Source organism: Ruegeria hyattellae (genome assembly GCF_041537925.1).
Classification (GTDB): Bacteria; Pseudomonadota; Alphaproteobacteria; order Rhodobacterales; family Rhodobacteraceae; genus Ruegeria_C.
Map to the genome: position 1 here is coordinate 21,399 of NZ_JBGOSH010000025.1, position 13,430 is coordinate 34,828.

At 58.8% G+C, this 13,430-nt stretch carries 13 protein-coding genes; 8 read left to right on the forward strand and 5 right to left on the reverse strand.

What is annotated here, in order from left to right; all coding sequences use genetic code 11:
* Window positions 1-629: 629 nt before the first annotated feature.
* Together AB1E33_RS28430 and AB1E33_RS28435 are read right to left on the reverse strand one after the other, a co-directional pair.
* On the reverse strand, window positions 630-1,994 hold the full coding sequence (locus AB1E33_RS28430) for a sensor histidine kinase (protein WP_372580591.1): 1,365 nt from the start codon (window positions 1,992-1,994) through the stop codon (window positions 630-632).
* Window positions 1,991-2,659, reverse strand: coding sequence for a response regulator transcription factor (locus tag AB1E33_RS28435; RefSeq protein ID WP_372580604.1), 669 nt, complete (start codon window positions 2,657-2,659; stop codon window positions 1,991-1,993). The genes AB1E33_RS28430 and AB1E33_RS28435 overlap by 4 nt, the downstream gene beginning before the upstream one ends.
* A 136-nt stretch (window positions 2,660-2,795) precedes the next feature.
* On the opposite strand from AB1E33_RS28435, the gene AB1E33_RS28440 reads away from it, so the two are divergent.
* The 6 genes from AB1E33_RS28440 to AB1E33_RS28465 all read left to right on the forward strand — a co-directional run bounded on the left by AB1E33_RS28440 (window position 2,796) and on the right by AB1E33_RS28465 (window position 9,180).
* Complete coding sequence (locus tag AB1E33_RS28440; protein WP_372580592.1) at window positions 2,796-3,884, forward strand: tricarboxylate transporter; 1,089 nt, start codon at window positions 2,796-2,798, stop codon at window positions 3,882-3,884.
* Between the two features lie 79 nt (window positions 3,885-3,963).
* Window positions 3,964-5,994 carry a tripartite tricarboxylate transporter permease gene (locus tag AB1E33_RS28445; RefSeq protein ID WP_372580593.1) on the forward strand — a complete coding sequence of 677 codons (2,031 nt, stop codon included), beginning with the start codon at window positions 3,964-3,966 and terminating at the stop codon, window positions 5,992-5,994.
* Entirely contained in the window at window positions 5,991-7,091 is a 1,101-nt protein-coding gene (locus AB1E33_RS28450; RefSeq protein WP_372580594.1) for a 4-oxalomesaconate tautomerase, read from the forward strand. Before AB1E33_RS28445 ends, AB1E33_RS28450 begins: the two co-directional genes overlap by 4 nt.
* Window positions 7,088-7,903: a universal stress protein gene (locus AB1E33_RS28455; protein ID WP_372580595.1), complete on the forward strand. Its 816-nt coding sequence runs from the start codon at window positions 7,088-7,090 to the stop codon at window positions 7,901-7,903. Before AB1E33_RS28450 ends, AB1E33_RS28455 begins: the two co-directional genes overlap by 4 nt.
* A 66-nt stretch (window positions 7,904-7,969) precedes the next feature.
* The gene (locus AB1E33_RS28460; RefSeq protein WP_372580596.1) at window positions 7,970-8,209 is read left to right on the forward strand and encodes a hypothetical protein; all 240 of its coding nucleotides are present in this window, start codon (window positions 7,970-7,972) and stop codon (window positions 8,207-8,209) included.
* On the forward strand, window positions 8,206-9,180 hold the full coding sequence (locus AB1E33_RS28465) for a D-2-hydroxyacid dehydrogenase family protein (RefSeq protein ID WP_372580597.1): 975 nt from the start codon (window positions 8,206-8,208) through the stop codon (window positions 9,178-9,180). The genes AB1E33_RS28460 and AB1E33_RS28465 overlap by 4 nt, the downstream gene beginning before the upstream one ends.
* Here the strand turns inward: AB1E33_RS28465 and AB1E33_RS28470 are convergent.
* Window positions 9,177-10,070 carry a LysR family transcriptional regulator gene (locus AB1E33_RS28470; protein ID WP_372580598.1) on the reverse strand — a complete coding sequence of 298 codons (894 nt, stop codon included), beginning with the start codon at window positions 10,068-10,070 and terminating at the stop codon, window positions 9,177-9,179. The genes AB1E33_RS28465 and AB1E33_RS28470 overlap by 4 nt on opposite strands.
* A 79-nt stretch (window positions 10,071-10,149) precedes the next feature.
* Here AB1E33_RS28470 and tcuA point away from each other — a divergent pair, with 79 nt between their 5' ends.
* Window positions 10,150-11,532 carry an FAD-dependent tricarballylate dehydrogenase TcuA gene (gene tcuA / locus AB1E33_RS28475; RefSeq protein WP_372580599.1) on the forward strand — a complete coding sequence of 461 codons (1,383 nt, stop codon included), beginning with the start codon at window positions 10,150-10,152 and terminating at the stop codon, window positions 11,530-11,532.
* A complete protein-coding gene (gene tcuB / locus AB1E33_RS28480) occupies window positions 11,489-12,586 on the forward strand; it encodes a tricarballylate utilization 4Fe-4S protein TcuB (RefSeq protein WP_372580600.1) in 1,098 nt (365 codons plus the stop codon). Before tcuA ends, tcuB begins: the two co-directional genes overlap by 44 nt.
* A 266-nt stretch (window positions 12,587-12,852) precedes the next feature.
* Here the strand turns inward: tcuB and AB1E33_RS29650 are convergent, their stop codons facing one another.
* Window positions 12,853-13,107 (reverse strand): DUF4143 domain-containing protein, encoded by a 255-nt coding sequence (locus AB1E33_RS29650; protein WP_510762312.1) that lies wholly within the window; start codon window positions 13,105-13,107, stop codon window positions 12,853-12,855.
* Between the two features lie 11 nt (window positions 13,108-13,118).
* Window positions 13,119-13,298, reverse strand: coding sequence for a hypothetical protein (locus AB1E33_RS28485; RefSeq protein WP_372580601.1), 180 nt, complete (start codon window positions 13,296-13,298; stop codon window positions 13,119-13,121).
* Between the last annotated feature and the right edge of the window lie 132 nt (window positions 13,299-13,430).

The following is a 13,430-nucleotide window of genomic DNA, read 5'->3' on the forward strand; positions in this document are numbered from 1 at the left end:
CCCGTGATCATTGTCTAATTCCTGTGCTTTTGCATCGTTCGTGTGAAGTGCTGACTTCCATAATTTGGACACTGAGCTATTCCAGCCGCGCTTGAGTCATTCAACCTCCGCCCTCGCAAACCGAGAGTTAATCCTCTTGAACGGTTCCGAGGGGTCGAATGCAAGACGTGATGACTTGCTGAAACGCGCCTACAATGCCGGTAATAGTTTGATATCAGCAACTTGAACGGCCCATAAGAGACGTTGGCCAACCTTTGCAGGTGTCGCAGCGCGGCCCGTCGAAGGAGACATTCGCTGCGATCGCGAGATCGTCACACGCTAGAATCCTGATAAGGTTGGACTGTTCCAGACAGATACGACGCACCGCAGTATCAGCCTCCCAAAGAGTTTGATCACGGACGCTGTTGGCGGCGGCGGTCGTCATCTCGAAGGCCGCGACCCTCACGAGACCTTAGATTGCCTGCGATGCCCTAGACGCCGCCAGAAATCAAGTTTGCGCCTTCGGCCATCGTTCTAACGTGGTTGAGCAAGCCGAGTGGGACCCAATCCATCGTTGGAGCGTCTCGGAGGGTTAGTTTATCTCGCAAGTCTCCAAATCAATTTTCGAGTTCAAGCGGACCCGCAAGCCTCTACAATGTGGGGGTGTGAAGCGAAATGCTTGCGCCTTTCGTAGTTCGATTGATGACTAGTGACCCGCGGTGCCGTTCAGCAACCGAATTTGCAATCGCCAATCCGAGGCCACTCCCATCGGATGGTTCGACTTGCGAGAAGCGCCCGAACGCCGCTTCGCTTTGTTCGGGTTTGAGGCCTTTGCCGTCGTCTTTGACCGTCACAATCGCTTCGCTGTCCGAGTAGGTGATCGTTACAGTGATCTGCGTCAGGCCAGTGCCACCATGCTTTAGGGCATTGTCGATCAGGTTCTTGATCGCTTCGGTTAGGAACAACCTGTCACCAGTTATCTTCAGTGGGTGATCGGGTGCACTAAATTCGAACTCAATTCCGCGCGAGAGAATAGTCGGCCCAAACTCGGCGCAGAGTTCCTGAACGAGCTTGCGAAGATCAAAAGGTTCCAGATCCGGCGCCATTGCAGAATGTTGCAAACGGTCCAGAGACAAGAGCTGATCGGCAACGCGGGCAGAACTACGGGCGGCGCTGACCAGCTCGGATACCCGCTTGTTTCTTTCTTTGGCAGAGGGCGCATCGCGCACCGCTTCGGCCATGGATTGAACCGCAGCCGCCGGGTTGCGCAACTGATGTGCGGCGTCCGAGATAAAGACCTGATGGGCGACGATGCTCGCCTCTACCTTGCCGAATAGAAGGTTCAATGTTCTCACTATGCCAGTTACTTCAATGGGGACCGGGCGTTTTATCTTGCTGAGATCGTTCGGAGACCGCACGGCAATGGCCTCCTGCAGATCAATCAGGGGCCGCAGCCCGCGGGCCACACCGAACCAGACCACCAACGCCAGCGTTGCGAGCAACGTGCCGATCAGTGCGGCGGCGCGAACAGCGAGCTGGCGGGCAAACACCTGCCGGTCCTCGATCCGTTGCCACACCTTGACCGAGGCATCTCCGGTAAGGTTCTCGATCGTCACGCGCTCCCGCACACGAAGAACACGCACATAGTCGTCTCGATATGTGGCTTCGAAGAAGTGGGGGGCGTAGAAATCAGCCTCGTCTGATCTATTGGACTTTGGCGGATACGCATAGCCAGTGATGTAAATGCCACCTGGGCCGGTTGCGTGGTAGAATACCTCGCCACCGCTTGCATCCCGCACAAGATCGCGTGTCGAAGGCAGAAGCGCGTCGCCACCAGAGATGGCAATATCGCGAGAAATCGCCAAAGCAGCGGCCAACAGGCTACGATCAAACAGCTCCTCTGCTGTTTTCTGGGCGACCGTGAATCGCCAGTAGCCCAGCAGGACGGCCATCAGAACCAGTGGGCTAAGGATCAACACGAAGAGGCGCAGTCGCAACGAGGCGCGGCGCATCATGCCACGACCTCAAGCATGTATCCCAGCCCGCGTGCAGTCTTGATAGAGATGCCATAGGCGCCGAGTCGCTTGCGCAAGCGCGAGACATGCGGCTCGACGGCCGTGTCGTCGACATCTGCTCCGACGCCATAAACGTGGTCCGTGAGTTGAGACTTTGAAACAATGCGCCCGCGTCGCTCCAACAGGCATTCCAGCACCGCCATTTCCCGACGCGGCACATCCAGGGCTACACCATCGGCCTTGATCTCGCGCGTCGTGCGGTCGAATTCCAGTCCGCCAATCTGTTCCTGTGCGCCGTAGTCGAGGCTTTTGCGGCGCGAGAGGGCCCGAATGCGCGCCTCCAGTTCGTCCATCTCGAAGGGCTTGACCAGATAATCATCCGCGCCCATGTCCAGACCCGCGACCCGGTCGCTGGTTTCCGATCGCGCCGTCAGCAGGATGACCGGCGCAAAGTCCTCACGATCACGCATTGCGCGCAGGATGTCGAAACCGGATCGCCCTGGCAGGTTGATGTCCAGCACAACCAGATCCGCCCCTTCATGCATCAGAAAGGCATCGGCTTCCTGACCGTCATGCAACACGTCTGCTGCGTGCCCCCGGTCGCGCAGGCGGTAGGCTATGGCATTGGCCAACGCCTCGTTATCCTCGATAATGACGATCCGCATTTCAGCTCCCGCAAGCTTGGCGCAAGGTTGGAACACCATGATTGGCAGATCGCAAGGGGAATCAACCCCGGATGCATAAGCAGTCATGTCGGGATCGGTGGAGCCGGGCTGGTTGTTGGTCAGTAGGGAGGACATAATGACCGATTCTGTTTTCACACGCCGTGCCGTGGTATCGGTGATCGCAGCGGCCGTGCTTGCGGCACCCGCCGCCGCCGAGGTCGATTTTTCGGGTAAAACCATCGAATGGGTGATCCCGTTCTCTGAAACCGGTGGATCGGCCAAATGGGCGAACTTCTTTGCGCCGCTGTTGTCCGAGGAACTGCCGGGGCAGCCGACCGTAGTGGTCAAATTCATGCCGGGTGCGGGCTCGACCAAGGGGGCGAACTGGTTCCAGGAGCAAAACCACGATGATGGCACCTTGCTATTCGGAACGTCCGGATCGACACAGTTCCCCTATCTGCTGAACGATCCGCGGGTCCGTTATGAGTACAAGGAATGGATTCCGGTCATGGCCTCTGGCACCGGTGGTGTCGCCTATCTGAACGCCGAGGATGGCGCCAAGTTCGATGGCTCTGCCAATGGGCTGAAGGACGTTGATTTTATCTATGGCAGCCAGGGCGCGACCCGGCTCGACCTCGTGCCATTGCTGGCCTGGCAAATGCTGGGCATGAATGTTGAACCCGTCTTTGGCATCAAGGGCCGCGGTGACGGGCGTCTGATGTTCGAACGCGGTGAGGCAACGATCGACTACCAGACGTCGTCCGGTTACCTAGGTGGATCGGCCCCCCTGGTCGAGGCCGGTCAGGCGGTGCCGATGATGACATGGGGTGCGCTGGATGCGGATGGCAATATCGTGCGCGACCCGACCTTCCCTGACATTCCGAGCTTCAAGGAGGTTTGCGAAGCCACCGAGGGCTGCGAAACTTCGGGCGAGCAATGGGACGCGTGGAAAGCCTTCTTCGTGGCTGGCTTCCCGGTTCAGAAACTGGCCTTCCTGCCCGGAGACACGCCGCAAGATGTGGTCGATACCTACACGGCTGCCTTCCAAGCGGTGATCGACCGACCGGATTTCGGCGAAATTTCCTCGAAGCGCGTGGGCAAGTACCCGGTCTTTGTTGGGGACGGCTCGCAAGCCGCGCTTGAAACGGCAACCAGCGTTCAAGACGGCGCCAAGCAATTTGTCCTTGTCTGGCTCAAGGACGCTTACGGTGTCGAACTGAACTAGCGGTTCTACGTTGGCAGCCTCGTCTTAGCGAGGTTGCCACCCCATCGAAACAAATTCTCACTGACGGAAAGCGGCTCCCATGGAGATTCTCGCGACGGCTCTTCCTGAGCTTGGCAATGCCTGGGCTCTGATCCTGCAACCTGTTGTTTTGGGCTACCTCGTGCTTGGCGTCGTCATGGGGCTGGCCGTTGGTGTCTTTCCCGGACTTGGTGGCATTGCCGGGCTTTCCTTGCTCCTGCCTTTCATGTTCGGGATGGAGCCGGTTTACGGCCTTGCGTTGATGATTGGCATGGTCGCGGTGGTGCCCACATCAGACACGTTCGCGTCGGTTCTGATGGGCATTCCCGGAAGTTCGGCGTCGCAGGCCACTGTCCTTGACGGGTTTCCCATGGCAAAAAACGGTCAGGCAGCGCGGGCACTTTCTGCGGCATTTGCATCATCGCTTTTCGGCGGATTGGTGGGTGCCACTTTCTTGACCGTCTTCATACTCGTGGCGCGGCCCATCGTGCTGGCCTTTGGCCTGCCCGAAATGCTGATGATCACCATTCTGGGCCTGTCGATGGTGGCCGTGCTGGCGGGGCGCATTGCGCTCAAGGGGATGGCCGCTGCCGGGCTTGGCCTGATGATCGGCACGATTGGCGAGGCCGATGCGGGCGGCAGCCTGCGGATGGCCACCTATGACATTCCCTACCTGACCGACGGCCTGAAACTGGTCATTGTCGGGCTTGGCATCTTCGCGGTGCCCGAAATCGTCTCGTTGCTGCGGCAGGATCGTTCGATTGCTAAGGGCGCGTCGCTTGGCGCAGGCTGGTTCGACGGCATCAATGACTGGTTCGCCAATATCTGGCTATCAGTTCGCTGTTCAATCATCGGCGTCGCGGTGGGTGTGATCCCCGGCCTCGGCGGATCGGTGGTCGACTGGATCGCCTACGGGCATTCGGTGCAAACCACCACGGACAAGTCCAATTTCGGCAAGGGTGAAGTGCGTGGCATCATCGGGCCGGAAAGCTCGAACAACGCCAAGGAAGGCGGCGGGCTGGTGCCCACGCTGCTCTTCGGCATTCCCGGATCCGGGTCGATGGCCATCTTCATCGGAGCTGTCGCGCTGCTCGGCTCGGGTGAGATCGAGGTTGGCCCAAGCATGCTCAAGGACAATCTGGACATCACCTATTCCATCGTCTGGCTGCTGGCCTTGGCCAATGTGGTGGGCACCATCCTTTGTATCGCCGCCTCGGGCGGGATCGCCAAGCTGACCACGATCCGCTTCACTTATCTGGCGCCCTTCCTGTTCATGCTGATCAGCTTTGCTGCGTTCCAATCGGGGCAGAATTTCGAAGACCTTCTGGCGCTCTTCACTATCGGCCTGATCGGCATCTTTCTGCGCCGTTTCGACTGGTCGCGCCCGGCCTTCCTGATCGGGTTCGTGCTCTCGAACCCGGTCGAAAAATTCACGAACCAGGCCTTTCAGATTGCGTCCTTCCGGTTCCGGAAGAGCTTTGAGGAAGGCATGGACTACATCTTCAGCCCCATTGTGATCGTCCTGATCATCATCACGGTGGTCTCGGTGGTGCTGGGTATCCGGCAGGCCAAGACCATCATGGCCGAGGGCGATGTGCAGTCCGGGTCCAAGCGCGCGCCACTGGTCTTTTTGCTGGTGATCATGGCTTATCTGATCACCGCGCTCGTCAACGCCAACTTGATCCCCGACTACAACATGACCGACAAGGTCATCCCGCTGGCGATCGGAGGTTTCTCGCTGGCCTGCTGTGCGATCCTGCTGGTGCAGATGATGCGACGGCCCGAAGGCGATGTGATCTTTGCAGACAAGGAAGTTGCGGGCGAAGACGCGGATGCGCCTTACGGGCTGTGGTCGACACTGGCCTGGTTTGCCGCCCTGATCGCAGCAACCTGGGTTGTTGGCTTCATCCTCGCCCTGATCGGTTTCCTGATCACCTTCTTCCGGGTTCGCGCAGGAGCGGATTGGCGCGTGACGCTTATCCTGACTGCGGCGGGCATCGGCTTCATGTGCCTGATGGCCGGTGCGTTGAACCGCGATTTCCCGCCGGGGCTCTTGCAGAGCGCTGTTGACCTGCCATGGCCGCTGAAATGACCCAGACCGCGATCCCATATGTATTTATGCGCGGCGGAACGTCCCGTGGCCCGTATTTCCGGCGCAGCGATCTTCCAGAGGATTTGGATCAGCTTGCCAGCGCCCTGATCGCAGTTGTGGGGTCTGGGCACCCTCTCAACATCGACGGGATTGGCGGCGGAACGGCTGTGACCACCAAGGTGGCGATGCTTTCAGAAAGCAAAGACAACTGGGCCGATGTTGACTACTTTTTCGCGCAGGTTTCGGTCGAAGATCAACTGGTCGATTTCAAACCGACCTGCGGCAACATCCTGTCCGGCGTCGGAGCGGCAGCGCTGGAGATGGGCTTGGTCGATCCGAAAGGCGACGAAACCGAGGTTCGCATTCGCGCGGTGAACACCGGTGCGCAAGTGCTCGCTCGAGTGCAGACGCCCGGCGGCCGGTTAGCCTATGATGGCTCGACGGAAATCGCCGGTGTACCCGGACAGGCGGCTCCCGTGCAGTTGAACTTCATGGGCGTGGTCGGCGCAGCGACAGGGTCTTTCCTGCCCACTGGTAGCTTGCGCGACGCCATTGACGGGATCGAAGTGACTTGCATGGACGTGGCGGTACCAATGGTAATCGCACGCGCCGACGCGTTTGGCTTGTCGGGATATGAAAGTGCCGTCGAACTGGACGGAAACAGCGGCTTCTTTGATCGGATGGAAGCGATCCGCAACAAGGCGGGCGCCTTGATGGGCTTGGGCGACGTTTCGCAATCGGTGACGCCAAAATTCGGCCTGCTGGCACAGCCACTAGGAAGCGGGACCATCGCCACACGCTATTTCATGCCGTGGAATACGCATCCCTCCATGGCGGTCACTGGCGCACAATGTCTGGCGTCCTGCGCGCTGGCACCTGGAACGATCGCCGATGGACTTCTGACCCGACCAGAGACCAGCCCTGCGCAAGTGGTTTTGGAACATCCCAGCGGCACGATTCAGGTCCTGGTGGATTTCTCGACCGATGAAGGGTTTGACCTGAACAGCGCGGGCCTTGTGCGTACCGCGCGCAAACTGGCCGATGGGCATGTCTATATTCCCAGCGCGATCTGGGCCGGACCGGAGGATAACGCATGAGCGTTCGAAACAGTCTTGTGGCCTTCAACGGCTCAGAAGGTGCTCTGTCTGCACTGCGATACGCGGCTTCTCTGGCGGGCGACACGGGTCATGTCACAGCCCTGCTGGCCCATTCGACGCATGAGGTGGTCGACAGCCATGCAGCCTGGGTGCCGACCACGGCACGTGAGATCATTTCGCAGGCGAATGCCGACATTTTGGCAGAGATCGAGAGGCGGTTCGACGACGTTCGCGACACGCTGAATTTGGGCCAAAGGCTACATTTTCAGCGCTCCTCTGGCCGGGTGGACAAGGTTCTGTCTGAAAGCGCACGCAGCTTCGATCTGCTGCTTGCGGGTCAGGACCTCGCAGAACAGGTCGACGCGCATGTGATGCTGCACCCGGACCGCATCGCTTTGCTCAGCGGTCGACCGATCCTGATGGTTCCCAACAGTCATGAGAACTGCGCACATGATCATGTGGTCGTCGCATGGGATGGTGGGCGCGCAGCAGCGCGAGCCTTGTCCGATAGCCTCGCACTGTTGGGTCGCCAAAGCCGCGTGACCGTTCTGACAGTGGACAAGACAGACCTGCGTGCCTCGGCTGCCGATGTTGTTCGGCACCTCGAACGCCACAGTACCTCCGCCACACATGAGCAAATCGCGGCCGAACCAGGCATTGCGCGCGCGATCTTAGCCTTTTGTCAGGAGCAGGGCGCGGACCTTCTGGTCATGGGCGCATATGAACATTCCAAGTTCCGCGAGGACTTTTTAGGCGGAGTGACTGCCCGTGTTCTGCGCAACGCCGCCGTTCCGGTTTTGCTGTCTCACTAAGTAAGGTACAGGCACTTGAATGCCTGCCTCAAATTTGGTATACAAAGGCATACAATGGAGGGCGTAATGATCTACAGCTACTCTGAATGCCTCGATATCGCGCGACAAGAATTGCGCCTCGCACACCGCGCACTACGCCACGAAATGTCAAACTATCCAACTCCAATTGCTGGCTGTGACGAGCAGTTCAATCACCTGCTGGTGCAAAGCCAAAGGGTGCGGAACGCCCTTGATGCGCTGGATGCGCAGCTGTTCGTGCCAACCCCTCGAAAGCTGGAACCGGCAAGCGGAATCGAAAGCCGATGAAGGTTCATATCCTCGACGACTGGTTCGACACGCTGCGGCACTTGCCCTGCTTTGACCTGCTCAAGCGGCATGATGTGACGGTCTGGACAGACCATGTCGAAGATATCGATACGCTCGCCGAACGGCTGTCCGAGGCCGAGGCGCTTGTCCTTTTTCGTGAACGCACGAAAGTAGCCTGCAATTTGTTAAGGCGTCTTCCTCAACTCAGGCTGATCAGCCAGCGCAGCGTCTATCCGCATGTGGATGTGCCCGCCTGCACCGATCACCGAGTTCTGCTGTGTTCCAACATGCATGGTGGAACACCGTCTTATGCCGCTGCAGAATTGACCTGGGCTCTTATCATGGCCGGGATGCGCGACCTGCCGCAGCAGATGGCATCCGTCAAGGCAGGGCTTTGGCAGGCGGGTGTGGGCAAGACTCTGCGCGGGCGGCGGTTGGGTCTCTACGGGTATGGCCGGATCGCCGGGGCCGTAGCAGGCTACGCTGAGGCATTTGGAATGGACGTCGTCTGGTGGTCTTCGGATGAGGGCCGCGCAAGGGCCGCCGCCGACGGTGTTCAACTCGCAGCAACCCGCGCAGCGTTCTTCAGTGAAAGCGATGTCGTGTCGGTGCATGTGCGGCTCAAGCCAGACACGAAAGGGATCATCACCGCGCAGGACTTCGCCGCAATGCAGCCTGGCGCGCTCTTCGTCAACACGTCGCGCGCAGGCCTGATCACCCCAGGTGCCCTGCTGCAGGCGTTGGAGAAGGGACGACCAGGCAAAGCTGCGATCGACGTCTTCGATCACGAACCGTTGACTGATGCCACCGATCCGCTGTTGTCCCACCCGAACCTGATCGCAACCCCGCATATCGGCTTTGTCACCGAAGATGAGTTCGATCTGCAATTCTCCGACATATTCGATCAAGTGAACGCTTTCGAAAACGGCACGCCGATCCACATGATCAATCCCGAGGTGTGGGCGGGTTAGACTGCCGCCCGTATCGCCTCCTTGAGGGCGGTAACTGCAGCAGTCTCGCTTTGACCAAGACGGGAAAGCAATCCCACAGGGCGTGCAATCTCTGGCGCGTTGATCTCACAAACCGCGACTTCGGCGACGCCGACGGCTGACAAAGGCAGCGGAGCCACGCCAAAGCCGCCCGCGACGAGGTCAAGCGCCGTGGTGGTGCGCCCGACTTCAAACGTCCAAAGCAGCGGCATCCGCGCTTTGGCCATCGCTTCGTCAATCAGTAACCGGTTGCCTGTACCGCGTGCAGGCAGGATCAGTGGTACGTCGCTTAGCGCGTGCCAGCCCACGCGACCGATATGGGCCAAATCATGATCCTTGGGCACGGCCAGAACCATCGGATCGTCAAAGAGTGGCTCAAAAACGGTCTGCGGATCGATCAAAGGGATCGGGCACAACCCGAAATCTGCCTCACCGCTGGATACCGCGTCGGCCACCTCGTTGGCGGATCCGTCCAGAAGTCGCAGACGGGCGGTATGGCCCACCGCGTGAAACCCGCGCAGTGCCGGAAAGATTAGCCGATTGAGTACGCTGGGGATCACCGCCACGGTTACCACCGCACCACGCTGATGAGCAAAAGCCACGCTTTCGTCCCGCATCGCGCGGGTCGTCTCGCGCGCATCCTCCAGAATAGCCTCTGCTCGTGCTTGCAGTCGTTTTGCGGCAAGTGTGGGTTTCACGGCCCGTGTCGTGCGCTCGAACAGGACCGAATCCAGAACCAGTTCCAGCTTCCGTATGCGCCGCGTCACCGCCGATTGCGACAGATTCAACTGCTCGGCCGCGGCATGAAAAGAACCCGTGTTCTTTACTGCCAGAAACGCCTCAAGATCTCCGAAATCGTAATTGATGCTCATGACGCATCAATTATGGAAAATCCGTCATTGGTCAAATTAAACAAGCAGCGATAGGCACAGATCAGCGAAGGAATACGCCATGACCAAACATGACATCGCGGTGATCGGAGGCGGCAACGCGGCGCTCTGCGCGGCATTAACGGCAGCAGAGGCCGGCGCTCGCGTATTGATCCTGGAAACCGCGCCCAAACCCTATCGCGGAGGCAACTCGCGCCATACCCGCAATTTCCGCTGCGCCCATGAGGGGCCGCTGGGGCCGCTGGTCGAGTCTTATGGGGAACAGGAGTATCTCGACGATCTGTTGAAGGTCACCGGTGGAAATACGGACGAAACGCTGGCCCGCCTTGCAATCCGCAATTCTGAGGAGTGCCTGCCGTGGATGGAGGCGCATGGTGTGCGATTTCAGCCTCCGCTTTCCGGCACGCTGTCTTTGGCGCGTACAAACGCATTTTTCATGGGAGGAGGAAAATCCCTCGTGAACGCCTATTACAGAACCGCAAACGCGCTAGGGGTTGATGTGCTCTACGAAGCGCAAGTGACACATCTGGAACTCAGCGGCGATCGGATAGAGCGGGTCGACTACACACATGCAGGCAGGAATCATCGCATAGAACCCACCGGTGTCATTGTCGCCTCGGGCGGCTTTCAGGCGGATACTGATTGGCTGGCTCGCGCTTGGGGTCCGGCGGCAAGGAACTTCCTGATCCGTGGCACGCCCTATAATCGCGGTGTGGTTCTGGCGGACCTCTTGGGCCAAGATGTCGAACGCGTGGGCGACCCGACGCAATGCCACGCGGTTGCCATTGATGGGCGCGCGCCGAAATTCGATGGCGGCATAGTCACCCGGTTGGATTGCGTTCCGTTCTCGATCGTCGTCAACAAGAACGCCCAGCGGTTCTATGACGAGGGCGAAGATGTCTGGCCCAAGCGCTACGCGATCTGGGGCCGGTTGATCGCCGCGCAACCGGAACAGGTGGCCTACGCGATCATCGACAGCAAATCTCTGGATCTGTTCATGCCGTCGGTGTTTCCGCCGCTGAAGGCCGATACGCTGGAGGAGTTGGCGGTCATGATGGGCCTGCCCCCCGCAAAACTGCGCAGCACCGTGGAACAGTTCAATGGCGCATGTAGCAATGTCTCTGCCTTTCATCCAACGCAGCTTGATGGCGTCGCGACAACGGGCATCACACCCGCAAAGACCAATTGGGCACGCCCGATCACAAACCCGCCCTTCTACGGCTATTCGCTGCGGACAGGCGTCACCTTCACCTATCTGGGACTGAAGGTCGACGAAACGGCTCAATGCTCTACCGCCGATGGCCCGATCCGAAATCTCTGGGCCGCTGGTGAAACCATGGCAGGGTCAATCCTGGGTCAAGGCTATCTGGCCGGGTTCGGCATGACCATCGGGACTGTGTTTGGACGCATCGCAGGGCGGGAGGCTGCTGCCTATGCAAACTGATCTGATCCAGGAGGCACGCAGACAGGTCGAGATCTGCAACGCATGTCGCTACTGCGAGGGGTATTGCTCCGTCTTCCCGGCGCTGCAAAGCCAGCGCACCTTCGCGGATGGCGACATCACGCAACTAGCCAATCTCTGCCATAACTGCCGCGGCTGCTATTATGCCTGCCAGTACACCGCGCCTCACGAATTTGATCTCAACCTGCCCAAGGCACTGGCTGAGGTGCGCCGCGATAGCTGGGAAAACCTCGCCTGGCCACAACCCCTGGCTCGGCAGTTCCATACGAAGGGCGGTGCCATTGCTCTGGCGCTGGTCGCAGGGTTTGCAGTCTTGTTTCTGGCGATCCGCGCACTCGGCTCTGCCGGAGGCCAGGGTTTCTACGCCGTGTTGCCACATAACGCGATGGTAGCGCTGTTTGCCCCGGCGTTTCTGCTGCCACTCCTTAGTATTGGCATAAGCCTGCGGAGATACTGGAGCAAGGTGGGTGGACGACCTATCACATTGGCTGACCTGAAGACCGCATTGGGGCGCGCCGCACGCATGACTGATCTGGCCGCCGGGCATGGCGAAGGCTGCAATTTCGAGGATGAAGACCGTTTCTCACAATCGCGCCGCTATGCCCATCAAGCAATCATGTACGGCTTTCTGCTCTGTTTTGCGGCGACGAGCGCAGGCACCGCCCTGCACTACATCTTCAACAGCCCGGCACCTTACCCTTTCTGGTCGCTGCCCAAACTTCTGGGTGTTCCGGGCGGTGTGTTAGTGGCACTGGGCTGCGCCTGGATGGCTTTGCTAAAGCTGAAGTCGGACCGCGCTCTAGGTGATTCCGGTGCTTGGGGCGGAGACATCGGTTTCACTCTGCTGCTCGGCTTCACAGGGCTGAGTGGCCTGATGCTCTACGCCGTTGGTGGTACCGGCTGGATGCCGGCGATGCTCGCCGTACACCTGGGCGCTGTTCTAACTTTGTTCCTGCTCACGCCGTATACGAAAATGGCGCACGGCTTCTATCGAGCTGCGGCATTGTTGCGAAACGCACAGAGAAACCGAGAATAACTTTACATATCTGATTGCTCATCGCCCTTTCGAAAGCGCTTGCTCGTGAGTGATAGAACTGTCGAGCAATTGCTTCGAATGGCATCACAGCAAGTTTCCATATACAACTCCTCCCCCGCCTCGAATGTCTGCTTCATTTTTTTTTGAACTAGATTCTCGCTAGAGCAGCGAACTTCCGGTTCCCGCCGTTATTGCTGAGAACGACGTGCTGCGAACGGAGATAACGAGGGTCTAAGCCCCCTGCCCCCTATAGCTTTGCACACCGATCAGATCGCTGCCCACATGCAGGAAATTGGAGCCGCAAACGTGCTATCTGCGAAGGGCGCAACCTGATCGTGGTCGTAGAGAACAAGCCCCTGAACAAATTTGTCACCACAGGCTTCTGCCAGTTTGCGCATCCTGGAAAAGTCGCTGGAGTTAACGGTCGCAGACGACTTCACCTCGAAACCGAAGATTTCCCCACGCCTGTTCCCCAGAACGGCCGGGTTGCACGGATCATAAGAGAGGCGAGATTGCCCCAAACCCCATAACTCTAGAAGACGCGTTTATACTTCGCTCGACCGAGAGAAGTCATGCGGTTGAGCGCCTTTGATGCGATTTGCGCTTCAGCAATTTGATTGTCGAAATCACGTGCTTGCAGGCGATCACCGATAGCTTGTTTCCATCTGCTAATCTGGGCTTCAACTTGTGATTCTTGGTGTCCGTCATCCAATGAATTGGTCCGATTGAGCTGACAGCATTCAGGTTAGTCTGGCTCATGGATTGTGATCTTACGCGGCGCGCCCGAGATTGAGCAAGCGTCGCAGTTTAAGAGTTCTTTGCTTGATAGTTTTCCTTTCTTTCA

What these genes read in the sequence shown, in the direction of transcription:
- AB1E33_RS28470 (WP_372580598.1), bottom strand. Translation starts at nt 10,070, where the DNA reads ATGAGCATCAATTACGATTTCGGAGATCTTGAGGCGTTTCTGGCAGTA.
- AB1E33_RS28450 (WP_372580594.1), top strand. Translation starts at nt 5,991, where the DNA reads ATGACCCAGACCGCGATCCCATATGTATTTATGCGCGGCGGAACGTCC.
- AB1E33_RS28445 (WP_372580593.1), top strand. Translation starts at nt 3,964, where the DNA reads ATGGAGATTCTCGCGACGGCTCTTCCTGAGCTTGGCAATGCCTGGGCT.
- AB1E33_RS28460 (WP_372580596.1), top strand. Translation starts at nt 7,970, where the DNA reads ATGATCTACAGCTACTCTGAATGCCTCGATATCGCGCGACAAGAATTG.
- AB1E33_RS28440 (WP_372580592.1), top strand. Translation starts at nt 2,796, where the DNA reads ATGACCGATTCTGTTTTCACACGCCGTGCCGTGGTATCGGTGATCGCA.
- AB1E33_RS28430 (WP_372580591.1), bottom strand. Translation starts at nt 1,994, where the DNA reads ATGATGCGCCGCGCCTCGTTGCGACTGCGCCTCTTCGTGTTGATCCTT.
- AB1E33_RS28435 (WP_372580604.1), bottom strand. Translation starts at nt 2,659, where the DNA reads ATGCGGATCGTCATTATCGAGGATAACGAGGCGTTGGCCAATGCCATA.
- AB1E33_RS28465 (WP_372580597.1), top strand. Translation starts at nt 8,206, where the DNA reads ATGAAGGTTCATATCCTCGACGACTGGTTCGACACGCTGCGGCACTTG.
- tcuA (WP_372580599.1), top strand. Translation starts at nt 10,150, where the DNA reads ATGACCAAACATGACATCGCGGTGATCGGAGGCGGCAACGCGGCGCTC.
- AB1E33_RS28455 (WP_372580595.1), top strand. Translation starts at nt 7,088, where the DNA reads ATGAGCGTTCGAAACAGTCTTGTGGCCTTCAACGGCTCAGAAGGTGCT.